The organism is Frigoribacterium sp. CF331, assembly GCF_057787905.1.
In genome coordinates, this window is record NZ_CM173545.1 from 1092224 (window position 1) to 1115507 (window position 23284).

A 23284-nucleotide genomic window follows, 5' to 3' on the forward strand; every position below is an offset into this window, starting at 1 on the left:
CGAGCGTGCCGGCCGTCACCGGTCGCCACCCACGAGGGTGCCCTCGAGTTCGCCGTCGACCTCGGCGAAGGTCTGGTCGATCGTCGAGAGGGCCTCGCCGAGCTCGGTGATCTGCTGAGCGAGCTGCGCCCGCCGGTCGTTCCAGTTCGTCGCGAACGACGTGACCTTCGCTGCGAGCCGCGCGTGCCCGCAGGCCTCGGCCGTGAGCTGTGCCGACGAATCGGCCGTCTCGAAGTCGGTCCGCACCCGGTCGAGGTCGCCGAGCAACGCCTCGAGACCGGCCCCGTCGATGTTCAGGCTCGATCGAGCCATGAGGTTCCTCCCCTCGTGTCGCGAGGCCGAGGCGCGTCGTGCTTCAGCACGACCCGCCTCGACCCCCGGTCGTGCGTCGGTCAGCCCAGGCTGCTGGCCAGCTGCTGGTCGGCACCTTCGAGGGTGCTGGCCGCGTTCTCGAGGAACGCCGCCATGCTCTCGACCGCGGAGATGGTCTTGGACGCTCCGGTCGTGAACTCGGTGTACGTCGAGTCGAACGCCTTGGACGACTTGTCGGTGACGTAGCCCGAGCCGACGAGGTTGTCGATCTGCGACTTCATCTGCCCGAGTTGGTCTTCGATCGCGCGCTGCCCGTTGCGCAATTGCGTGGCCTGCGTGCGCAGGTCGTCGTAGGTGACGGTGACATTGGCCATGAGGTGCTCCCTCTCGTTGTGACGTCGACCGGTCGGTCGATCACGACCAATATGTCATGCCTGATAGGTTGCGTGACGGTTGCCCACAGATCGGAGTCGGCATGAGGTGGAAGAAGGGCGCGAGCAGGAGGCGCGAGCAGCACCCCGCGGACCCTCCGGTGGTCACCGCCCAGTCCATCCGAGAGCTACGAGCCGCAGGCCTGCTCTCGCGCATCACCGTCCTGCCGCTGCGACCGCCCGAGACCGTCGTGACGTCGGCTCCTCCCCCGCCCCGCGCCTCCTCGGGCTTCGCCCCCGCTGACGGACCGGGTCGCCCGACCGATGCGACTCCCGTCACACCCGGCACGATGCTCGTCGAGCCCGCGACTCCTGCCGAACTACCTGCGCTGACCGTCGAAGCGGCGGCCCCGCCTCCGCCGTCACCGCCCGACGCCGGCAACCCGCATCACGCAGGGCCACCGGAAGCACCCGATCTCGAGGCGACGGCGCTGCGTCCGAGGCACTACGGCCTGCGACTCCCCGACGAGAGCGTCGTGCCGTTGACGGCACGGGCGGTCGTCGTCGGTCGCCGGACGGACCAACCCCCGCCCCCACCTGCCGGCGCCTGCGTCGTGGCGCTCGACGACCCGGGGCGGTCGCTGTCGCGCCATCACGTCTCGATCGTCATCGGTCCCGATGCCGGGGTCTGGGTGACCGACCTGGGCTCGGGCAACGGCACGACCCTCGTGTCGACGACCGGCGACGTGACCGAACTCGAGGCGCACACCCCCACCCGCGTGAGGGTCGGGTCGCTGCTGTCGATCGGCGACCACGCGGTGACCGTCGTCCGCCGCCGACCGGAAGCCCGGACTCGCGACGAGGCGTGAGGCGGCGGCCCGACAGGCGACGGCAAGCACCACCACGTGCTCCGACCCGAGCTGACGGCAATTGTGGAGCCGCGAGCCGCGAGCCGCGAGCCGCGATGGTCCGAGCCGACGAGTCGCCTGCGCTAGATCTTCTCGATCGGTGCGACCTTGATCAGCAGCTTCTTGCGGCCGGCGCCGTCGAAGAGCACCTCGGCGATGCGGCGGGCGCCGATGCCGGTGACGGCCATGACGCGACCCTCGCCGAAGTCGACGTGCGAGATGCGGTCGCCGGCCTCGAGCTCGAGGTCGCCGTTGTCACGCACGGTGCCCGTGACCCGGTTCGCCCACTCGGTCTTCGGCTTCGTCTTCGACGCCGCCGTCGCCCGGTCGTAGCTGCCCGAACCGTAACCGCCCGACGCCCGCGGGGTCGCCCCCCGGTTGCCGTCACCACCCTCGCGACGCGCGTTGAGCGCCCGCGGCTGCGTGCCCCCGCGACTGGTCGCCATGCCGGGCGACTGCTTCCAGTCGATCAGCTCGACCGGGATCTCTTGCAGGTAGCGCGACGGCATCGCCACGTTCACCTCGCCGAACTGCGCCCGCGTCATCGCGAGCGACAGGAAGAGCCGCTGGCGTGCCCGGGTGATGCCAACGTAGAACAACCGCCGCTCTTCGGACGGGCCACCGGGTTCGCTGGCCGACATGCGGTGCGGCAGCAGGTCTTCTTCGACTCCGGTGAGGAAGACGGCCTCGTACTCGAGCCCCTTCGCGGTGTGCAGCGTCATCAGCGACACCGTGCCGCTCGTGTCGTCGAGGTCGTCGGCGGCCGCGACGAGCGTGACCTCGGTGAGGAAGTCGAGCAACGTGCCGTCGGGGTTGTTCTTCTGGAACTCCCTGGTGACGGCGACGAGCTCGTCGATGTTCTCGGCGCGGGCCTCGTCTTGCGGGTCACGTGACGCGCGCAGCACCTCGACGAGGCCGCTGCCCTCGATGAGGGCGGTCAGGATCTCGTGGACGGGTGCCGTCGCGGCCGTCGCCTGCACGTCGTCGAGCAGCTTCGCCAGGCCGGTGATCGCACCGGTGACCTTCGGACCGAGGCCGAGCTGGTCGGCGTTGCGCATCGCGTCACGCAGCGGCGCCTCGTTGGTGTCGGCCCAGCGCTGCATCGCGGTCTCGGTGGCCGGACCGATGCCGCGCTTGGGCACGTTCATGATGCGGCGGAGCGCCAGCGGGTCGGCCGGGTTGGCGACGGTGATCAGGTACGCCATGGCGTCCTTGATCTCGGCGCGCTCGTAGAACTTCGTGCCGCCGAGCACGCGGTACGGGATCGCCGAGCGGATGAAGATCTCTTCGAGCGCACGCGTCTGCGAGTTGGTGCGGTAGAAGACGGCCATGTCTTTGTAATCGGTGCCGGACTCGTGCAGTGCCGAGATCTCGTCGGCCACGAACTGGGCCTCGTCGTGACCGGTGTACCCGGTGAAGCCGACGATCTTGCTGCCGGCGCCGACCGTGGTGAAGAGGTTCTTGGCCTGGCGGTCGAAGTTGTTCGAGATGACCGCGTTGGCCGCGTCGAGGATGTTCTGCGTCGAGCGGTAGTTCTGCTCGAGCAGGATGACCTTCGAGTTCGGGAAGTCGCGTTCGAACTCGACGATGTTGCGGATGTCGGCGCCGCGGAAGGCGTAGATCGACTGGTCGGAGTCGCCGACCACGGTGAGCGACGCCCCGGGGATGCCGCCGCTGCCGTCACGCATCGACTGCACGAACTGGCCGCCCCGCTCGAGCTCGTCGACGAGGTCGGACTGCACCGGCCGGGTCAGCTCGCGGATGAGCGAGTACTGCGCGTGGTTGGTGTCTTGGTACTCGTCGACCAGGATGTGCCGGAACCGCCGCTGGTACTGCGCCGCGACGTGCGGGAAGGCCCGGAAGAGGTAGACGGTCTGCGCGATGAGGTCGTCGAAGTCGAAGGCGTTGGCCCGCTGCAGCTCGCGGGTGTACTGCCGGAAGATCTCGAGGAACATGACCTCTTGCGGGTCGTTCATGTTGATCTGGCGCGAGTACGACTCGACGTCGCTGAGCTCGTTCTTGAGCTTCGAGATCTTGCCCGACGCCATGCTGACGGTGAGGCCGAGCTGGTCGGCGTCGAGCTCTTTCAGGATGCGCTTGAGCAGCGCCCGCGAGTCGGCCGAGTCGTAGATCGTGAAGCTCTTGGTGAAGCCGAACTGCTCGGCCTCGCGCCGCAGGATGCGCACGCACGCCGAGTGGAACGTGCTGATCCACATGCCCTCACCGGCCTGGCCGACGAGGTGCGCCACGCGCTCGCGCATCTCGGCCGCGGCCTTGTTGGTGAACGTGATCGCGAGGATCTGACTGGGCCACGCTTCGCGCGTCGCCAACAGGCCGGCGATGCGGCGGGTGAGCACGCTGGTCTTGCCCGAGCCGGCGCCGGCCACGATCAGCAGCGACTGCCCGCGGTACTCGACCGCCTCTTTCTGCTGGGGGTTTAGACCGGCGGTCAGGGGGTCGCCGGAACCGCCGGCAGCGTCAGAGGGCTCGAGCACGATCGTCATGGCTCGTCGAGTCTAAGCGCGACCACCGACATCGCGAGGGGTGCGGGGCGACCACGGGCAGCGGTGACGTGGTGCGGGGTCAGCGGGACGCCAAGGCTACCCGCGCCTCCTCGGCGAGCTCGGGCTGGTCGGCGAAGACGCCGTCGACGCCGAGAGCCATGAGCGAGGTGAACTCGGTGCGCCAGTCGCCGAAGGCGGCCTTGCCGCCGGGGCCGCGGTTCGCGCGGGCCAGGAACGCGTTCTCGGCGCGCAGCGTCCAGGTGAAGACGTCGAGCCCCGCGGCGTGGGCCCGGTCGACCACCCGACCGTCGGTCGCCCCGCGGGCGTCGACGAGCGTGTGCTTGTCGAGGCTGACGCCGTGCAGCCCTGCGTCGACGAACGACTCGAGCGACTCGGCGTGCAGCTGGTCGCGGTACCCCACGGAGGCGCGACCCGCCGCCACGAGGTCGGCCGCCGTTCCGGCCTTCTCGAGCAGGTAGACGAGCCGGGCCCCGAGTCGCTGGTCGGCGAGCCGCCCGAGCACGGTCTGCTCGAACGACTCGATGGTCAGGCGGGGGTCGTCGACCCACCGGCGCTGCCGCAGCTCGTCGGCGAGCAGCTCGCCCAGCGGCAGCCCGATCGAGTCGAAGTAGGTGGCGTGCTTGACCTCGGCGACGAGCCCGACGGGCCGATCGACGGCGTCGAGCAGGTCGAGCAGGTCGCCCAGCCGCTGGATGCGCCCCTCGCCGTCGTGCGCGGCGCTGTCGGGCCGCAGCTCGGGCAGACGTTCACGGATGCGCAGCGTGCTGAGCTCGTCCCAGGTGAAGTCCTCGGTGAACCAGCCCGTCACCTTCGTGCCGTCGATGGTCTTGGTGGTGCGCCGGTGCCGGAACTCGTCGTGGTCGGCGACATCGGTCGTGCCCGAGATCTCGTTCTCGTGCCGCAGCACGAGCACGCCGTCGCTCGACGCGACCAGGTCGGGCTCGATCGCATCGGCCCCGAGCTCGATCGCGAGGCGGTAGGCGTCCTCGCCGTGCTCGGGTCGGTGACCGCTGGCGCCGCGGTGGGCGATGACGAGAGGCGAGGTGGACACCCGGTCACGCTAACCCGCCCGTCCGTGCACGACCCGAACCGCCCGGCGCCCTGTGGACCACGAGGAGGCGCGGCCCCCTGGGGCCGAGGCGTCCCACCCACCGCAGACGCAAAAGACTGCACGCCATGCACGTTCGCCCTGCGAGAATGCGGCTCTCATCAGGCAGATCTTCAGCCATTCGTTGCACGGCACGGTTAGCCTCGTGTGTACGGAACCACCCTCGCGCACCTGCGCGGGCGGTCCACACATCCCTAGCGATCAAGAAGAGGAACCCCTTGGCATTCTCGAATCCCGGCTTCAGTCAGTCGCCGGCCTTCTCGAAGAACGGCGGGCCCGTCATCCGTCAGCAGCAGGGCGCAGCCCAGCCGGTCGAGTACAACGGCATGACCGCCGAGCAGCTGCAGCAGCTCTACTCGCAGCCCGCCGCCGGCCCCACGCAGACCGACCGCATGACGTACGAAGACACGATCTCGAAGACGCTGCTGGCCTTCGGCGTCGTCCTCGTCTTCGCCGCCGTGGGTTGGTTCGTCCCCGCTCTCGCCTTCGTCGGGGCCATCGCCGGCTTCGTGCTGGCGCTCGTGAACATCTTCAAGAAGAAGCCGTCCCCCGGCCTCGTGCTCGCCTACTCGGCCGCGCAGGGTCTGTTCGTCGGAGGCATCTCGTCGATCTTCGAGAGCCGGTGGGACGGCATCGTCACCCAGGCCCTGATCGGCACCGTGGCCGTGTTCGTCACGACCCTGCTGCTGTTCAAGAGCGGCAAGATCCGTGCCTCGGCCAAGGCCACCAAGATCTTCATGATCGCGATGATCGGCTACGGCGTCTTCTCGTTGCTGAACCTCGGCCTGATGGTCTTCGGCGCCAACACCAACCCCTGGGGCCTTCGGGGCATGGAGATCGCGGGCATCCCCCTCGGCTTCATCCTCGGCATCCTCGTCGTGATCATGGCGGCGTACTCGCTCGTCCTCGACTTCGACCAGGTCAAGACCGGCGTCGAACGCGGCGCACCCCGCATCTACGCGTGGTCGGCGGCCTTCGGCATCGTCATGACGGTCATCTGGCTGTACGTCGAGATCCTGCGCATGCTCGCCATCCTGCGCGGCAGCGACTAGCCACCACGGCGACACCAGCACCACCACGAAGCGGGGCTCGTTCCGAGAGGGACGGGCCCCGCTTCCGTGTGGGGTGGAGGCCGACGGCCGAGTGGGCAGAAGATGACGATCGGGCGCGGATGGGGAGCATGTTCTGCCCACTCGCCGGCGTCCTGACGCCGGAAACGGAGAAGCCCCCTCGGGCAGATGTATGCCGGAGGGGGCTTCGCCTCACTGCGCTTCGCGGGAGGTCTCCCTCACTGCACGCCGCACGCTACTGGTGGGCACCGGGGTCGCAGGCTCCCCCGGAATGATCAGGCCACGGCGCTCCGCGCCGAAAACGGCCCGATCACTGCGCTTCGCGGGAGGTCTCCCTCACTCCACGTTCGCGGCTACTGGTGGGCACTGACGGCGCAGAGCGCCGCCAGAGTGACGCTTCGCGTCACTCCCATTCGATCGTTCCCGGGGGCTTCGAGGTGACGTCGAGCACGACGCGGTTGACGCCGTCGACCTCGTTCGTGATGCGGTTCGAGATGCGGGCCAGCACGTCGTACGGCAGGCGCGTCCAGTCGGCGGTCATCGCGTCTTCGGACGACACCGGGCGCAGCACGATCGGGTGACCGTAGGTGCGGCCGTCGCCCTGCACGCCCACCGAACGGACGTCGGCGAGCAGCACCACGGGGCACTGCCAGATCTCGTCGTCGAGGCCGGCCGCGGTCAGCTCGGCGCGGGCGATCGCGTCGGCCGCGCGCAGCAGCTCGAGACGCTCGTGCGTGACCTCGCCGACGATGCGGATGCCGAGCCCGGGGCCCGGGAACGGCTGACGACCCACGATGACCTCGGGCAGGCCGAGCTCGCGACCGATCGCGCGGACCTCGTCCTTGAACAGGGTGCGCAGCGGCTCGACGAGCTCGAACTGCAGGTCTTCGGGCAGCCCGCCCACGTTGTGGTGGCTCTTGATGTTCGCCGTGCCCGTGCCGCCACCGCTCTCGACGACGTCGGGGTAGAGCGTGCCCTGCACGAGGAACTTCACGGCCGAGTCGCCCTCGGCCGCCGCCTCGAGCACGAGGGCCTCGGCGGCCGCCTCGAAGCTGCGGATGAACTCGCGGCCGATGATCTTGCGCTTCTGCTCGGGGTCGGTGACCCCGGCGAGGGCGTCGAGGAACTGCTGCTCGGCGTCGATCGTCACGAGCCGCACGCCGGTCGAGGCGACGTAGTCCTCTTCGACCTGGCGACGCTCGTCGGCACGCAGCAGACCGTGGTCGACGAAGACGCAGGTCAGCTGGTCACCGACGGCCTCGTGCACGATCGCCGCCGCGACGGCCGAGTCGACGCCGCCCGAGAGGCCGCAGATGACGCGCGCGTCACCGACCTGCTCGCGGATGCGCGCGACCTGCTCGGCGATGACGTTGCCGCTGTTCCAGTCGGCGGGGATGCCGGCGGCGCGGTGCAGGAAGTTCTCGAGGACGGCCTGGCCGTACGACGAGTGCTTGACCTCGGGGTGCCACTGCACGCCGTAGAGCTTGCGGGCGTCGCTCGAGAACGCGGCGACAGGGGTCGACGCACTCGAGGCCAGCACGTCGAAGCCCTCGGGGGCCTTCGACACCGAGTCGCCGTGGCTCATCCACGTCGTCTGCGAGGTGGGCTGACCCGAGAGCAGGGTGCTGTCGCCCTCGGCGAGCGTGACGTCGGTCGCGCCGTACTCGCGCTGACCGGTGTGCGAGACCTCGCCGCCGAGGGCCTTGGCCATCGCCTGGAAGCCGTAGCAGATGCCCAGCACGGGGATGTCGAGGTCGAAGATGCCCGCGTCGATGCTCGGGGCACCCTCTTCGTAGACGCTCGACGGGCCACCGCTGAGCACGATGCCCACCGGGTTCTTCTCGGCGATCTCGGCCGCGGTGATCGTGTGCGGCACGATCTCGCTGTAGACGTTGGCCTCACGCACGCGGCGGGCGATCAGCTGCGCGTACTGGGCGCCGAAGTCGACCACGAGCACGGGGCTCTGGGCGGTCTCGGGGGCACGCTCGGCCGGTGCGGGGGCCGTGGCGGCGGTCGTCGCCGACGCCTCGGCGGTCTCGGGTGCGTCGGTCACGCGGGGGCTCCCTCGGTCGTGGGGGTGGTCTCGGCGGTCAGCGCGTCGTACTGCCGCGTGGCGAGCTTGGTCATGTGGCTCTCGACGAAGAACGAGAGCAGGGGCACGACGCCGCCGAGCGCGATGAGGAAGAACCGCGAGAACGGCCACCTCATGAGGCTCCAGAGGCGGAAGTCGGCGAAGAGGTAGACGACGTAGAGCCAGCCGTGTGCGATGAGGATCGCCGTCGAGAGGTTGAACCCCGTGGTCGAGTCGACCGGCACGAGGAACCCGCCCTGACCGCCGAGCTGCATCTCGAGCTGCAGCGGCGTGTACTTGAAGATCATCTCGAAGATGAGCAGCAACAGCATGACGCCGGTGACGTACGCAGAGATCTTGTAGAACCTGACGGCACCCGGGATCTTCGGGATGTCGCGTTGCCGGGGCTTCAGGGGCATGGACTCGATTCTAGCCGCGCCCACCGACGCGCCACGACGGCACCTGTCGACGTCGAACGAGGCCCGTCGGCCACGCCGCCGGCGTGCGACCGCGACGGGCTCAGGAGGCGCGGGTCGGCTGGCTCGCGCCGCGCGCGTCCGCCTCGGCCCGCGCCTCCTCGGCTTCTTCGTGCTCTCGCTCGAACGCGTCGCGCACGAGCCGGAACCAGAGGAACACGGCGAAGCCGGCGAAGACGACCCATTCGATCGCGTAGAAGACGTTGAGCCAGTTGAACTGGACGTCGGAGGCGGGCGGCGCGGAGTCGATCGCGTCGAGCGACCGGGGCGCGTCGTCGGCGACGACGTAGCCGCCGTAGACCTGCCCGTCGAAGCCGGGCCACTCGTTGATGAGGGCCGCCACCGACACGACGGTCTGCGCGCCGTTCTCGAAGTCGCTCTCGGTCGGGGACTCGGACGGGAAGTACCGCCCCTCGACCGTGACGGTCGAGGTCGCGGCGACGGACGGCTCGGCCGCCTCGGCGCCCTCGCGCGTGGCCGACCAGCCGAGCCCCACGGGCAGCGAGGCGCCGTTGGCGTCGTCGACGAAGCGACCGATCAGCCAGTACCCGGTCTCGCCGCCGTTGACCCGGTCGCCGACGACGGCGAAGTCGTCGGGGTCGAACTCGCCCGTGACCGACACCCGCTGGGCGCCGAGCGAGTCGGCGAACGGGGTCTGCGGCGTGGCGACCGACGACAGCACCTTGGTGGTCTCGGTCTCGGGGTTGACCACCTGCACGCTCTCGACGCTGCGCTCGATCTGCCAGTGGCCGAGCCAGGCGAAGATCGCGGCGACCACGAGTGCGAGCCCGAGCAGGGCGATCCACCGCGGGCGGCGGGCGACCTGCCACATGGTCTCGGGCAGCGGATCGCCGTCGACTCCGAGGAGGACGGGGCGCTGCGCGGTCTGGGTCACGTCGGCGATCGTACCTCTCGTCGTCGACGAGCTCGCTGGGACGACGGGCGGATCGAGGCGTCGAGCCGATCGGGACGACGAGCCGACGGGGCCGGGGCTCAGTACTCGGGGTCGCGCTGACGCGCCGCCCGCTGGTCGCTCTGCTGGCCGGCCTGCTCGGCCCAGAGCCGGGCCTCGTCGGCGTCCATCGCGTCGAGGTCGTCGAGGTCGTCGTCGCCGTCCGGGCCGCCGTCGGAGTCGCCGTCGCCGTCGCCGTCGCGTCCGCCGCGGGTCGAACCGGCCCGCCCGGCGGCGGCCCGTGCCGCACCCGTCCGCACCCGCTCGGTCTCGCGCTCGTCGTCGTCCTCGGTGACCTCGGTCTGGTCGAGGTCGTCGCCGGCGAGCGCGGCCTCCATCAGGGCGATCTCGTCGCCGCTGCGCGCCTCGCGTTCGAGGCGACGGGCCTCGGCCTCGGCCCGCTCGGCCTTCTTGCGCGATCGCAGCACCAGCGAGCCGATGCGCTCGCTGTTGGAAGCGAGGACGGGGCCGAGCACGGCCATGATCAGCACGTAGAGACCGGCGAAGGGCTGCAACCGTTCGTCGAGCCCGGCACCGGCCGAGAGCGTCGCGAGGATCAACGCGAACTCGCCCCGGTTCACGAGGATGACGGTGGTGTTGATGCCCGCCTGCGGCCCCAGCTTGTTGAGCCAGGCGACGAACTGGCCCGCGCCGACGTTGAGCAGCACCGTCATGCCGACGGCGATCGCGACGGGCCCGAGCACGCTCGGGAAGAGCGCCGGGTTGAGCCCGAGGCCGAAGTTCAGGAAGAAGAACGCCCCGAAGACGTCGCGCATGGGCAGGGCGAACTGTTCGACCCGGTTGCGGAACTTCGTCGCCCCGATGATCAGGCCGATGAGGAAGGCACCGATCGCGTCGGTGACGCCGAGCACCTCGCCGAGACCCGCGAAGAGCACGGCCAGGCCGAAGAACAACACCGTGAAGAGTTCGTCGTCGCGGGTGCGCATGAGCCGCGACACGACCCGGCCGCCCCACCGGGCGACGCCGAACATCACGACGAGGAAGGCGAACGCGATGCCGAGCTTGAGGATGACCGGCCCGGGGTCGGTCTCGCCGCTGAGCACGACCGAGACGATCGCGAGGTAGACGGCGATGAAGATGTCTTCGACGACCGTGACCCCGAGGATCATCGGCGTCTCGCGGTTCGCCAGGCGGTTCAGCTCGATCAGCAGCTTCGTGACGATCGCGCTGGAGGACGTCGCCGTCATGCCCGCGATGATCAGCGCCTCGCGCGTGCCCCAGCCGAGCATGAAGCCGAAGACCAGCCCCACCCCCATGTTGATGGCGATGTAGCTGCCACCCGAGACGATCAGGCGCCCGGCGTTCGAGAAGAACTCGTCTTGATCGAACTCGAGGCCGAGGTTGAACAGCAGCAGGATCAGGCCGAAGATCGCGATCAACTCGATGTTGTCGGACTCGAAGCTCAACGGGAACCAGCCCGTGTTCGTGCTGGCGAGCAGGCCGACGATCATGTAGATCGGGATCGACGGCAGGCCGACGAGCTTGCCGGCACGACCGAGCACGTACGCGATCAGCAGCAGGATGCCGAGGACGATCAGCTCTTCACCCAGGTGCATCGGACCTAGCCCCCGGGCGGCGCGTCGACCGGCGAGCGGTGCTTGAGCTCGCCGGTGCGGTAGAACGAGAACGCCTTGGCGACCTTCTCGGGCGAACCGGCCACGACGAGCGTGTCGCCGGGGAACACCTTGAAGTCGCCCGACGGCGCGGGGTTGGCCGCGTCACCGCGGACCACCGCGACCACCGTGAGGCCCACGACGCCCTTGGCGCCGAGGTCGCCGAGCGGCTGCCCGGCGATGTGGTCGTCGTAGTCGACCGTGAACCAGTCGATGCTGAGGCCGGGGATCTGGTCGAGGGCCGAGAGCGACTCGGTGATGCGCGTGCCGCCGAGCAGCTCGGCGAGCGTGTGCGCCTCGTCTTCGCTGAGGCGCAACGAGACCTTCTTGACGTGGTCGCCGTCGACGTCGTCGCTGAACGTGATGAGGTCGCTGTGCCCCGAACGGTGCGTGATGACACCGCACTTGCCGCCGTCGTCGGTGATGAAGGTGTGCAGCACACCCACGCCGGGGAGCTTGACTCGACGCACGTCAACCATGGTTCGTCTCCAGTGGACTCGGGGGCAGTCGTCTCAGCCTAGCGGCGGGTTCGGCCGCGGCAGCCGGGCTGCTCGTGCTGGGGACAACCCGTCGCCGTCCACAGGTGTTCCCACGTTCTCGGACGGCGGACGCAGGAGGCGCGGTGCCGGTCGAACCGGCACCGCGCCTCCTGCGGGTGGTCGCGTGAGCGACCGGGGATCAGCCCTGGCGGCCGCCCGGGCTGCTCGCCGACGTGTCGTCCCCCGGCGTGCCCGCGGGTTCGGTGACCTTCTCGCCCGGTTTGGGCGCGCCTCCCTGGTCGGCCCCCGCGACGACCATGTCGTCCTCGTCGAAGCCGAAGGTGATGTCGGGCGCCTCGAGGCGCACGCGGTCGGCCGACTCGTCGTCGGGCTCGAGCTGGCTGGCCCGCTCGGCCGCGACGCGCTTGAGGTAGTTCGCGACCTCGGCCTCGGCCTCGTCGTCGCTCCAGCCGAGCACGTCGGCCATGAGCTTGGCGGCGACCGGGGCGGCGGACTCGCCGCGGTCCCAGGCCTCGATCGAGATGCGGGTGCGCCGGGCGAGGACGTCCTCGAGGTGCAGGGCGCTCTCGTGGCTGGCGGCGTAGACGACCTCGGCGCGGATGTAGTCGTCGGCCCCGGGCAGCGGCTCGGCGAGCGAGGGGTCGTCGCGGATGAGGTCGAGCACCTCGTCGGTCAGCGTGCCGTAGCGGTTCAGCAGGTGCTCGATGCGCACCTTGTGCACGCCGAACGCCTTGGCGATCTTGCCGCGCTTGTTCCACGCCGCGTGGTAGCCCTCGGCGCCGAGCAGCGGGATCTCCATCGTGGTGCTCTCGGGGGTCCGGCCGTCGAGGGCCGCGACGGCCTCGTCGATGGCGTCCTCGGCCATGACCCGGTAGGTCGTCCACTTGCCGCCGGCCACGACGACGAGGCCCGGCACGGTGTGCGCCACGATGTGCTCACGGGACAGCTTCGACGTCTGGTCGCTCTCGCCGGCGAGCAGCGGCCGGAGTCCGGCGTAGACGCCCTCGACGTCGGCCCGCGTGAGGGGCACCGCCATGACCTTGTTCACGTGCTCGAGGATGTAGTCGATGTCGGCCGCGGTCGCCGCGGGGTGCGCCTTGTCGAGGTCCCAGTCGGTGTCGGTCGTGCCGACCAGCCAGTGGCGACCCCACGGGATGACGAACAGGACGCTCTTCTCGGTGCGGAAGATCATGCCCATGTCGGAGTGGATGCGGTCGCGCGGCACGACGAGGTGCACGCCCTTGGACGCCCGCACCTTGAACTGGCCCCGCTCGCCGACCATGGCCTGGGTGTCGTCGGTCCAGACGCCGGTCGCGTTGACGACCTGCTTCGCCCGGATCTCGAAGTGCTCGCCGGTCTGGTAGTCGTGGGCCTTCACGCCGACGACCCGCTCGCCCACCTTGACGAAGCCCTCGACGCGGATGCGGCTCGCGGCGTGGGCGCCGTAGCTCGACGCCGTGCGCACCAGCGACGACACGTAGCGGGCGTCGTCGACCTGGGCGTCGTAGTAGGTCAGGCCGCCCACGACGGCGTCCTTCGACAGGCTCGGGATCGCGCGCAACACCTGCGACTTGCTCAGGTGGCGGTGGTGGGGCACGCCGGGCGGGCGGCCGCCGGTCCAGCTGAAGATGTCGTAGAGCGCCATGCCGGCGCCGATGTAGAAGCGCTCGTAGACCGGCTTGCTCAGCGGGTAGAGGAACCGCACGGGCTTCACCAGGTGCGGCGCGAGTCGCTGCAGCAGCAGGCCGCGTTCGATCAGGGCCTCGCGCACGAGCCGGAAGTTCAGCTGCTCGAGGTAGCGGATGCCGCCGTGGACGAGCTTCGACGACCGGCTCGACGTGCCGGAGCCCCAGTCGCGGGCCTCGACGATGCCGACGCTCAGCCCCCGCGTCACGGCGTCGAGCGCGGACCCCGCCCCGACGATGCCACCGCCGATGACGAGGATGTCGAGTTCCTTCGTCTTCAGCGCCTCGACGGCTGCGGCCCGTTCGTCGGGGCCGAGCTTCGAGGAGAGCGAAACGGACGCGGACTTGGCCATGCGAGCCTCCATCGTTGGATTCGGTCGGCCCGGTCTCTCGACCGGACCACCCCATCAAACGCTAGTGAGGCTGGTAGGGGGCCACAACCACCTCGACCCGCTGGAACTCCTTCAGGTCGCTGTAGCCGGTGGTCGCCATCGAGCGCCGCAGGGCGCCCATGATGTTCGACGTGCCGTCGACCGTCGTGGCCGGGCCGTAGAGGATCTTCTCGAGCGAGCCGATGGTGCCGACGTGCATGCGGCGGCCCCGGGGCAGCTCGGGGTGGTGCGCCTCGGCGCCCCAGTGGTAGCCGCCGCCGGGCACGTCGTCGGCCCGGGCCAGGGCGGCGCCGAGCATGACGGCGTCCGCACCGCAGGCGATGGCCTTGACCAGGTCGCCCGAGGTGCCGAGGCCCCCGTCGGCGATGACGTGCACGTAGCGGCCACCCGACTCGTCGAGGTAGTCGCGGCGTGCGCCGGCGACGTCGGCCACGGCGCTCGCCATGGGAGCGTGGATGCCCAGGGAGGCGCGGGTCGTGCTGGCGGCGCCGCCCCCGAACCCGACGAGGACGCCCGCCGCACCCGTCCGCATGAGGTGCAGCGCGGCGGTGTAGGTCGAGGCCCCGCCGACGATGACCGGGACGTCGAGTTCGTAGATGAACTTCTTGAGGTTCAGCGGCTCGCTGTTCTTCGAGACGTGCTCGGCGCTGACCGTCGTGCCGCGGATGACGAAGAGGTCGACGCCGGCGTCGACGACCGTCTGGTAGAGGTCTTGGGTGCGCTGCGGGCTGAGGGCGCCGGCGACGGTGACGCCGGCGGCGCGGATCTCGGCGAGGCGGTCGCGCACGAGCTCGGGCTTGATCGGTTCGCTGTAGATCTCTTGCATGCGGGCGACCGAGTCGCGCTCGGGCAGGTCGCGGATCTCGGCGAGGACCTCTTCGGGGTCGTCGTACCGCGTCCACACGCCCTCGAGGTCGAGGACGCCGAGACCGCCGAGCTGACCGATGCGGATGGCCGTGGCGGGGCTGACGACGGAGTCCATCGGCGCGGCGATGACCGGCGACTCGAACTGGAACGCGTCGATCGACCAACCGACCGAGACGTCTCGGGGGTCGCGGGTGCGCCGGCTCGGAACGATGGCGATGTCGTCGAACGCGTACGCGCGGCGGGCTCGCTTGGAGACGCCGATCTCTACCTCAGTCACCGTGCCACCCTACCGGAGCCGGGGGACGCGCCCCCGGCCCGGTGCGTCTAGCGACGGTAGTTCGGGGCCTCGACGACCATCTGCAGGTCGTGCGGGTGGCTCTCCTTCAGGCCGGCCGCGGTGATGCGGACGAACTTGCCGTTCGCCTTGAGCTCGGCCACGGTGCGCCCGCCGACGTAGAACATCGACTGACGGAGGCCGCCGCTGAGCTGGTACACCACGTTGTTCAGGGCACCGCGGTAGGGCACCTGGCCCTCGACGCCCTCGGGGATGAGCTTGTCGTCGCTCGGCACGTCGGCCTGGAAGTAGCGGTCCTTCGAGTACGAGGTGTTCTTGCCGCGGGTCTGCATCGCGCCGAGCGACCCCATGCCGCGGTAGTTCTTGAACTGCTTGCCGTTCACGAAGACCAGGTCGCCCGGGCTCTCGTCGCAGCCCGCGAGCAGCGAGCCGAGCATGACGGTGTCGGCGCCGGCCACGAGGGCCTTCGCGATGTCGCCCGAGTACTGCAACCCGCCGTCGGCGATGACCGGCACGCCCGCCTCGCGGGCGGCCAACGACGCCTCGTAGACGGCGGTCACCTGGGGCACGCCCACGCCGGCGACCACGCGGGTGGTGCAGATCGAGCCCGGGCCCACGCCGACCTTGATGGCGTCGGCACCGGCGTCGACCAGAGCCTGCGCACCGCTGCGGGTGGCGACGTTGCCGCCGATGACGTCGACGTGCGCGAAGCTCGGGTCGGCCTTGATGCGACGGATCATGTCGAGCTCGCCCGAGCTCTCGCCGTTGGCGGTGTCGACCACGAGCACGTCGACGCCGGCGTCGCGGAGGGCGCAGGCGCGCTCCCACGCGTCGCCGAAGAAGCCGATCGCGGCGCCGACCCGCAGGCGACCCTCGTCGTCCTTGGTGGCGTCGGGGTACTTCTCGCTCTTGTCGAAGTCCTTGACGGTGATGAGGCCGCGCAGGTGGCCGGCCTCGTCGACCAGGGGCAGCTTCTCGATCTTGTGCTGGGCGAAGATGGCGATCGCCGAATCGGGGTCCACGCCCTCGGGTGCGGTGATCAGCGGCGCCGCCGTCATGACGTCGCGGACGAGCGTGGTCGACATCTCGAACGGCGACACGAAGCGCATGTCGCGGTTGGTGATGATGCCGACGAGGGTGCCGTCGCCCTCGACGACCGGCAGGCCCGAGACGCGGAACTGCCCGCACAACGCGTCGACCTCGGCCACCGTGGCGTCGGGCGTCGTCGTGACGGGGTTCGTGATCATGCCGGACTCGCTGCGCTTGACCTTGTCGACGTGCGCCGCCTGGTCGGCGATCGAGAGGTTGCGGTGGATGATGCCGATGCCGCCCTGACGCGCCATGGCGATGGCCATGCGCGACTCGGTGACGGTGTCCATCGCGGCCGAGAGCAGCGGCACCGCGACCCGGATGCGCTTGGTGAGCTGCGACGAGGTGTCGGTCTCGCTGGGGATGACGTCGGTGCGGCCCGGCAGCAGCATGACGTCGTCGTAGGTGAGTCCGATGAATCCGAACGGGTCCGGCTGGTCCATGAGTCCCCTTCGAAGGAGCGAGATGAGGGTGGGTGGGTTGGCACCGGGTCGCCGTCGAGTCCGGTAGTCGATATTAACCCAGCCCGCGCCTCCTGCATTCCTGTCGCCGGCGCCCTCCGGGACGACGAGGAGGCGCGGTGCGACCCCCGGCGCACGCGGCGATCGTGCACCGTTACCGATCCGACACACGGAAGATTCGTGATTCTCGCTCGTCATGGGGGATTCTGTACCGACTCCACTCCGTCTTGCACCTGAAACATGCTCGACACACGGCGGAGTTACTGTCAGCGACGACGACGCCCCGGGAGCAGAACGAGACCGCCCGAATCTCGACGGGGCGCTTCCCACCAGGAGGTTTTGTGAGACTCTCGACGACCATCGCGTCGCGGCCCCGGCTGCGGCAGTCCCTGATCGTGACGGCCTCCGCCGTGCTGCTCGGGCTCATGGCCACGTTCGCCGCCGCGACCGTCGCCCCCACGTCGGCGCAGGCCGCCCAGGCCGCCTGCGCCACGAGCCCCACGACCGGCTGCATCCAGGGCACCATCCGCGACAGCGAGGGCGAACCCGCCGTCGGCGTCGACGTCGTGGCCACCGGTGCGTCCGACTTCGAGGAGACCGGCACCACCGACGACACCGGCCGCTGGAGCATCGCCGTCACCGAGGCGGGCCCCTACAGCGTCACGGTCGACACCGAGTCGCTGCCGGACGGACAGTTCCTCGTCAACGCGGACAACGCCGAGCGCACGGTCAACGTCAACCTGGGGGCCTCGGCGAGCGCACTGTTCGCCCTGACCGCCGAGGAGGGCGCCGTCACCGGCGACGCCACCGCCTCGGCCTTCAACTGGGACCGCTTCGCCCAGCAGTTCGCCTCGGGCATCCGACTGGGCCTGCTGCTCGCCCTCGCCGCGATCGGCCTCTCGCTCATCTACGGCACGACCGGCCTCAGCAGCTTCTCGCACGGCGAGCAGGTGACCCTCGGTGGTCTGCTGGCCTACTCGTTCACCTCGATCGGGGTGCCGCTGATCCTCGCCGCGGTGCTCAGCACGGTGATCTGCGCCGCGACCGGCTACCTGCAGGACCTCGCGATCTGGAAGCCGCTGCGCAAGCGACGGCTCAGCCTGACGCAGCTCATGATCGTCACCATCGGCCTCTCGATCGCCCTGCAGTACGCGTTCCAGTACTTCTACGGCGCCGGCACCGTCCGGATCGACCGCGACAACCCGTCGACCGTGACCTTCCTCGGCATCACGCTGACCGTGCAGTCGTACGTCGCCATGGCCATCTCGGTCGTCGTGCTCGTCGGCACCGGATTGTTCCTGCTGAAGACCCGCACCGGTCGCGCCACCCGCGCGGTCTCGGACAACCCGGCCCTGGCCGCGGCCTCGGGCATCGATGTCGACCGCATCATCCGCCTGGTCTGGACGCTGGCGGCGGGCCTCGCCGGCCTGTCGGGCGTCATGCTCGGCCTGGTGCTGAACGGCGTCAACTGGATGACCGGCCTGCAGATCCTGCTGCTGATCTTCGCGGCCGTCACGCTGGGCGGGCTCGGCACCGCCTTCGGAGCCCTCGTCGGCTCGCTGATCATCGGCATCGTCGTCGAGCTGACCAACATCTGGCTGCCCGGCGACTTCAAGTACGCGACGGCCCTGCTGATCCTGATCCTGATCCTCGTGTTCAGGCCACAGGGCATCTTCGGTCGAAAAGAACGAGTGGGCTAAGGGGCAACGACCATGTACTTCATCGAACTCCTGCGGGCGCTGAGCGCCGAGGCCCTCGCGCCCACGACGGCCGCCTTCGCCATCGCGGCGATCGGCCTGAACATCCACTTCGGCTTCACCGGCCTCATCAACATGGGCCAGGCGGCCTTCCTGCTGCTCGGCGCCTACGGCTTCGCCATCTCGATCAGCAACGGGCTGCCGCTCGGGCTCGCGGTGATCATCGCCCTGGTCTGCTCGCTCGTCTTCGCGCTGATCCTCGGCGTGCCGACCCTAAAGCTGCGGGGGGACTACCTCGCGATCGTGACCATCTGTTCGGCCGAGATCATCCGGTACGTCGGCCGGTCGAGCATCTTGACCGACACCACGGGTGGCTCGAACGGCATCCCGGGCGCCTCGTACCGCGAGGCGTTCACCGCCCTGTCGCCGTTGCCCGACGGCCAGACCACCATCCTCTGGTTCACGTACGACAACAACGGCGTGAGCGGCTGGTGGATCCGCATCGTCGGCTGGAGCATCGTCGCCCTGCTCTGCCTGCTGGTGTTCCTGCTCAGCCGCAGCCCGTGGGGCCGCGTGCTGAAGGGCATCCGCGAGGACGAGGACGCCGTCCGCAGCCTCGGCAAGAACGTCTACTCGTACAAGATGCAGGCACTCGTGCTCGGCGCCCTGATGGGATCGCTCGCCGGCATCATCTACGTGCTGCCGAGCTCGGTGCAGCCGGACAGCATGGGGCGCTCGATGACCTTCTTCATCTGGACGGCCCTGCTGCTGGGAGGCGCCGCGACGGTCTTCGGCCCGGTGCTCGGAGCGATCCTGTTCTTCGTGACCCGCCTGCTGGTGCGCACCCTCGCCGGCGACTTCATCCCGTCGAGCATCATGAACGGCCAGCAGGCCGAGCAGTTCTCGTACGTCCTCGTCGGCATCGCCCTCATGCTGCTGATCATCTTCAGGCCACAGGGCATCCTCGGAAAGAAGAAGGAGTTGGCGTTCAGTGTCTGACACCTCGAGCACCACCACGAGCACCACCGCCAGCGGCAGCACCCGGCCCCGACGCGAGGGCTACGACTACGACCGCACGGTGCTGCGCTCGAAGCTCGCCACCGTCGAGAAGATCCCGGGCTCGGCGAAGCCGGACCCCATCCTGACGGTCGACAACGTCGTGCGTCGCTTCGGCGGCATGACCGCCGTCGACGTCGGACACGTCGAGGTGCAGCGCGGTGCCATCACGGCGCTCATCGGCCCGAACGGGGCCGGGAAGACGACGTTCTTCAACCTGCTGACCGGCTTCGACAAGGCCTCGTCGGCCCCCACCGCGTTCAAGCGCAGCGGCGCGGGGGTCGCGAAGTGGGTCTTCGAGGGCAAGGCCATGGGCAACGTGGGCGCCGCCAAGGTCGCCCGCTCGGGCATGGTGCGCACCTTCCAGCTCACCAAGGCGCTGTCGCGCCTGACCGTCATGCAGAACATGCTGCTCGGCGCGAAGGACCAGCCCGGCGAGAACTTCTTCGTCGCGATCGTCGCGCCCCTCTGGCGCAAGCGTGAGCGAGAGATCGAGCTCAAGGCCGAGGAGCTGCTCAGGCGGTTCAAGCTGTTCGAGAAGAAGGACGACTTCGCCGGCAGCCTGTCGGGCGGCCAGCGCAAGCTGCTCGAGATGGCCCGCGCGCTGATGAGCGACCCGGCCATGATCATGCTCGACGAGCCGATGGCCGGCGTGAACCCGGCCCTGACCCAGTCGCTGCTCGGGCACATCCAGAGCCTGCGCGACGACGGCACCACGGTGCTCTTCGTCGAGCACGACATGCACATGGTCCGCCACATCTCGGACTGGGTGATCGTCATGGCCGAGGGCCGCATCGTGGCCGAGGGTCCGGCCGACACCGTGATGGACGACCAGGCCGTCATCGACGCCTACCTCGGCGCCCACCACGACACCGACCTGGGCGACGACTCGCTGCTCGACGACGCCACGCTCGAACAGCTCGAAGAAGAGGTGGCGCGCGAGGACGCGGCCCGCGCGGCCGAGGCGACCAGCGCCTCCTCGTCCGCGGGCGGCGTCGCGGGACGCGACCTGCCCGGCCACCCCGACCCCTCGACCCCGCAGGCCACGAACGCGGCCGACGACCAGCTGTCCGACGGACGGCAGAGCGGAGACAAGCGATGAGCACCGCACAGGACGGCGCGGGCGCCACCACGGCCCCCAAGCACCCGGGCACCGAGAAGTTCGCCGGCGTCGAGCCGGTCATGAACGCGACCGACCTCGTCGCGGGCTACCTGCCGGGCGTGAACATCCTCAACGGGTGCGACCTGGTCTGCTACCCCGGCGAGCTGATCGGCATCATCGGCCCGAACGGCGCCGGCAAGTCGACGCTGCTCAAGGCGCTCTTCGGGCAGGTCAGGATCCACTCGGGCTCGGTCACGCTCGGCGGCGCCGACATCACCAACCTCAAGGCCAACAAGCTGGTCGAGGCGGGCGTCGGCTTCGTGCCGCAGACCAACAACGTGTTCCCCTCGCTGACCATCGAGGAGAACCTGCAGATGGGCATGTTCCTGCGGCCGAAGAAGTTCGCCGAGCGCCTCGAGGTCATCTACGACCTCTTCCCCGTGCTCGCGGACCGTCGCGGCCAGCGCGCCGGGTCGCTCTCGGGCGGCGAGCGCCAGTCGGTCGCCATGGCCAGGGCACTGATGATGGACCCCAAGGTGCTGCTGCTCGACGAGCCGTCCGCCGGCCTGTCGCCCGTGCGCCAGGACGAGACGTTCATCCGCACCCGCCGCATCAACAAGGCCGGCGTCTCGGTCATCATGGTCGAGCAGAACGCGCGTCGCTGCCTGCAGATCTGCGACCGCGGCTACGTCCTCGACCAGGGCCGCAACGCCTACTCGGGCACCGGCCGCGAGCTGGCGGACGACCCCAAGGTCATCGAGCTCTACCTCGGCACCCTGGCGAAGGACGTCGAGGGCGCCTGACGCCCCCTGTGCCGCCCTGAGGCCCCGATCACGCCCCGGCGTGGTCGGGGCCTCGTGCGTGCGCCCGGCGGGTGCCGAGGCTGCGCACCGCGTGTCGTGCACCGCACCCGGTCTCGACGCGGTGCCGTGCACGAGACGCGGTGCGAAGGCGGGGACGCACCGGCGGGCCGCCCGGGACGAGGAGGCGCGGCACCGGGGACGCGGACGTCGCGACCGTCCTGGGGTCGCCCGCCGCGCCTCCCGGCCTCGAGACGCCGCGCCGAGAGGCGCGAGCCTGGCGCACCGCGTTTCGTGCACCGCACCCGGTCTCTACGCGGTGCCGTGCACGAGAGGTGGTGCGAAGACGGCGACGCACCGGCGACGCGGTGCCGTGCACGAGACGCGGTGCGATGCGGTGCGGGGCACGCCGAAGGGCCCGGCACGATGTCTCGTGCCGGGCCCTCGGATGGTGCGGGTGGTGGGACTAGCCGACCGAACCCTCGATGCCGGTCTGGTAGACGGGCTTGTTGTCGGCGTCGAACTGGTAGACGCCGATCGAGGCGGACGACGGGTCGTTGTCGTCGTTGAACGGTCCGATGCCCGAGGGGCCGGTGTAGTGGATGTCGTCACCGGCGTCGAGCGCGGTCTTGCAGTCCGCGAAGGTGGTGCACTCGGTGCCGCCGTTCGCGCCGGAGACCGCGGCCATGTTGGCCTGGATCGTCCCGGCGTCGGTGCCGCCACCGGCCTGGGCCGCGAGAGCGGTCAGGATGACGGCGTCGTACGACTCGGCAGCGTACGAGTAGTCGGCCAGAGCCTGTCCCTCGCTCTGCTGGTACCCGGCGGCGAGCTTGGCCTTGAAGTCGGCGCTCGCGTCGGCACCGGGGATCGTGCCCTTGGCGCCTTCCAACGTGCCGGGCTCGAAGTCGGCGCTGTAGTCCGCCGTGTTGCCGTCGGACATGTAGACCTTGCTCATGTCCCAGCCCTGGGCGACCAGCTCGGGGACGATCGACTTGGTCTCGTCGAAGGCGAGGATCACGATGGCGTCGGGGTCGGCGGCGATGGCTGCCGAGACCTCGGACGAGAAGGTGGTCTGACCGGGGGGGAACTCCTGGCCCTCACCGGTGCCGCCGTAGACGACGGTGCCGCCCGAGCTCTCGATCGACTCCTGCGTCGAGTCGCGGAGGCCGGTGCCGTAGGTGTCGTTGAAGACGAGGAAGGCCACGTTGGCGTTGCCGTCGGCGGTGATCTGCTGGCCGAGGGCCGAGCCCTGCACCGAGTCCGGCGGAGCGGTGCGGTAGTAGTACGACGAGTAGCCGCTCAGCGAGCTCGCCGTGTTGGCGGGCGAGATCTCGACGATGCAGTTGCTGGTGAGCTGGTCGACCACGTTGAGCGTGACGCTCGACGACTCGGCACCGAGCACGACGGGCACCTTGGCGTCGATCAGCTGCGTCGCCGCGTTGCTCGACACGGTCATGTCGTTGCTGTCACCCGAGTCGGTGCTGGTCGAGATCTCGGCCGGCTGGTCGAGGACGCCACCGGCGGCGTTGATGTCGCTGATGGCCTGGTTCGCACCGGCGATGGCGGGCGGGCCGAGGTAGGCGAGGGTGCCGGTCAGGGGCAGCATCGTGCCGATCGCGAACGGATCGGTGCTCGGCGTGCCGGCCTCGCAGCTCGCGGCCGGGTCGGTCTTGGCCGACGAGGACGCCGACGACGAGGCGTCGTCGGAGGGGGAGGCCGTCGAACAGGCAGCGAGCAGCACGGAGGCTGCGCCGGCGAGTGCCAGTGCTCGGAGGGCGGTGCTGGATCGGATCATCCGTGGAACCCTTTCGTGGACAGCGGCAGTGCAGCCCGACCGGTGGCGGTCGAACCTGCCGCGATTGGTCCGAAACTAGGGGTCGAATGTTTCTGGCGTGTGTTCTCGGCGTCAAAGT

General features: G+C 69.9%; 19 protein-coding genes. 6 read left to right on the forward strand and 13 right to left on the reverse strand.

Annotated features, from left to right (window positions below; all coding sequences use genetic code 11):
- Nucleotides 1-15: 15 nt before the first annotated feature.
- Nucleotides 16-312, reverse strand: coding sequence for a hypothetical protein (locus AC3CCI_RS05060; RefSeq protein ID WP_488628310.1), 297 nt, complete (start codon nucleotides 310-312; stop codon nucleotides 16-18).
- A gap of 80 nt (nucleotides 313-392) precedes the next feature.
- Nucleotides 393-686: a WXG100 family type VII secretion target gene (locus AC3CCI_RS05065; RefSeq protein ID WP_354595304.1), complete on the reverse strand. Its 294-nt coding sequence runs from the start codon at nucleotides 684-686 to the stop codon at nucleotides 393-395.
- A gap of 101 nt (nucleotides 687-787) precedes the next feature.
- On the opposite strand from AC3CCI_RS05065, the gene AC3CCI_RS05070 reads away from it, so the two are divergent.
- On the forward strand, nucleotides 788-1552 hold the full coding sequence (locus tag AC3CCI_RS05070) for an FHA domain-containing protein (RefSeq protein ID WP_488628311.1): 765 nt from the start codon (nucleotides 788-790) through the stop codon (nucleotides 1550-1552).
- A 122-nt stretch (nucleotides 1553-1674) separates the two neighbouring features.
- Here AC3CCI_RS05070 and AC3CCI_RS05075 read toward each other — a convergent pair whose 3' ends face one another.
- Together AC3CCI_RS05075 and AC3CCI_RS05080 are read right to left on the reverse strand one after the other, a co-directional pair.
- Nucleotides 1675-4095, reverse strand: coding sequence for an ATP-dependent helicase (locus AC3CCI_RS05075; RefSeq protein ID WP_488628312.1), 2421 nt, complete (start codon nucleotides 4093-4095; stop codon nucleotides 1675-1677).
- Between the two features lie 79 nt (nucleotides 4096-4174).
- Nucleotides 4175-5167 carry a glycerophosphodiester phosphodiesterase family protein gene (locus AC3CCI_RS05080; RefSeq protein ID WP_488628313.1) on the reverse strand — a complete coding sequence of 331 codons (993 nt, stop codon included), beginning with the start codon at nucleotides 5165-5167 and terminating at the stop codon, nucleotides 4175-4177.
- Between the two features lie 275 nt (nucleotides 5168-5442).
- Here AC3CCI_RS05080 and AC3CCI_RS05085 point away from each other — a divergent pair, with 275 nt between their 5' ends.
- Nucleotides 5443-6276, forward strand: coding sequence for a Bax inhibitor-1/YccA family protein (locus tag AC3CCI_RS05085; RefSeq protein ID WP_488628314.1), 834 nt, complete (start codon nucleotides 5443-5445; stop codon nucleotides 6274-6276).
- Between the two features lie 421 nt (nucleotides 6277-6697).
- On the opposite strand, the gene guaA is transcribed toward AC3CCI_RS05085, so the two are convergent.
- The 8 genes from guaA to guaB all read right to left on the reverse strand — a co-directional run bounded on the left by guaA (nucleotide 6698) and on the right by guaB (nucleotide 16698).
- Nucleotides 6698-8251: a glutamine-hydrolyzing GMP synthase gene (gene guaA, locus AC3CCI_RS05090; RefSeq protein ID WP_354595346.1), complete on the reverse strand. Its 1554-nt coding sequence runs from the start codon at nucleotides 8249-8251 to the stop codon at nucleotides 6698-6700.
- A 92-nt stretch (nucleotides 8252-8343) separates the two neighbouring features.
- Nucleotides 8344-8784, reverse strand: coding sequence for a DUF3817 domain-containing protein (locus AC3CCI_RS05095; protein WP_488628315.1), 441 nt, complete (start codon nucleotides 8782-8784; stop codon nucleotides 8344-8346).
- Between the two features lie 100 nt (nucleotides 8785-8884).
- Nucleotides 8885-9736, reverse strand: a complete 852-nt coding sequence (locus AC3CCI_RS05100) for an SURF1 family protein (protein WP_488628316.1) — start codon at nucleotides 9734-9736, stop codon at nucleotides 8885-8887.
- A 98-nt stretch (nucleotides 9737-9834) separates the two neighbouring features.
- Entirely contained in the window at nucleotides 9835-11370 is a 1536-nt protein-coding gene (locus AC3CCI_RS05105) for a cation:proton antiporter (protein WP_488628317.1), read from the reverse strand.
- Between the two features lie 5 nt (nucleotides 11371-11375).
- Nucleotides 11376-11906: a cation:proton antiporter regulatory subunit gene (locus AC3CCI_RS05110; RefSeq protein ID WP_043595745.1), complete on the reverse strand. Its 531-nt coding sequence runs from the start codon at nucleotides 11904-11906 to the stop codon at nucleotides 11376-11378.
- 199 nt (nucleotides 11907-12105) lie between these two features.
- On the reverse strand, nucleotides 12106-13965 hold the full coding sequence (locus AC3CCI_RS05115; protein ID WP_354594867.1) for a glycerol-3-phosphate dehydrogenase/oxidase: 1860 nt from the start codon (nucleotides 13963-13965) through the stop codon (nucleotides 12106-12108).
- Nucleotides 13966-14026: 61 nt separating this feature from the next.
- Complete coding sequence (locus AC3CCI_RS05120) at nucleotides 14027-15148, reverse strand: GuaB3 family IMP dehydrogenase-related protein (RefSeq protein WP_354594868.1); 1122 nt, start codon at nucleotides 15146-15148, stop codon at nucleotides 14027-14029.
- Between the two features lie 47 nt (nucleotides 15149-15195).
- On the reverse strand, nucleotides 15196-16698 hold the full coding sequence (guaB, locus tag AC3CCI_RS05125; RefSeq protein ID WP_488628318.1) for an IMP dehydrogenase: 1503 nt from the start codon (nucleotides 16696-16698) through the stop codon (nucleotides 15196-15198).
- Between the two features lie 359 nt (nucleotides 16699-17057).
- On the opposite strand from guaB, the gene AC3CCI_RS05130 reads away from it, so the two are divergent.
- The 4 genes from AC3CCI_RS05130 (at nucleotide 17058) to AC3CCI_RS05145 (ending at nucleotide 21374) form a co-directional block, all read left to right on the forward strand.
- A complete protein-coding gene (locus tag AC3CCI_RS05130; RefSeq protein WP_354594870.1) occupies nucleotides 17058-18416 on the forward strand; it encodes a branched-chain amino acid ABC transporter permease in 1359 nt (452 codons plus the stop codon).
- A 12-nt stretch (nucleotides 18417-18428) separates the two neighbouring features.
- Nucleotides 18429-19412, forward strand: coding sequence for a branched-chain amino acid ABC transporter permease (locus AC3CCI_RS05135; protein WP_056259640.1), 984 nt, complete (start codon nucleotides 18429-18431; stop codon nucleotides 19410-19412).
- 79 nt (nucleotides 19413-19491) lie between these two features.
- Nucleotides 19492-20571, forward strand: coding sequence for an ABC transporter ATP-binding protein (locus AC3CCI_RS05140; RefSeq protein WP_488628662.1), 1080 nt, complete (start codon nucleotides 19492-19494; stop codon nucleotides 20569-20571).
- Between the two features lie 80 nt (nucleotides 20572-20651).
- Nucleotides 20652-21374 carry an ABC transporter ATP-binding protein gene (locus AC3CCI_RS05145; RefSeq protein WP_354594964.1) on the forward strand — a complete coding sequence of 241 codons (723 nt, stop codon included), beginning with the start codon at nucleotides 20652-20654 and terminating at the stop codon, nucleotides 21372-21374.
- Between the two features lie 463 nt (nucleotides 21375-21837).
- Here AC3CCI_RS05145 and AC3CCI_RS05150 read toward each other — a convergent pair whose 3' ends face one another.
- Nucleotides 21838-23166 (reverse strand): ABC transporter substrate-binding protein, encoded by a 1329-nt coding sequence (locus tag AC3CCI_RS05150; protein ID WP_354594871.1) that lies wholly within the window; start codon nucleotides 23164-23166, stop codon nucleotides 21838-21840.
- Nucleotides 23167-23284 lie beyond the last annotated feature (118 nt).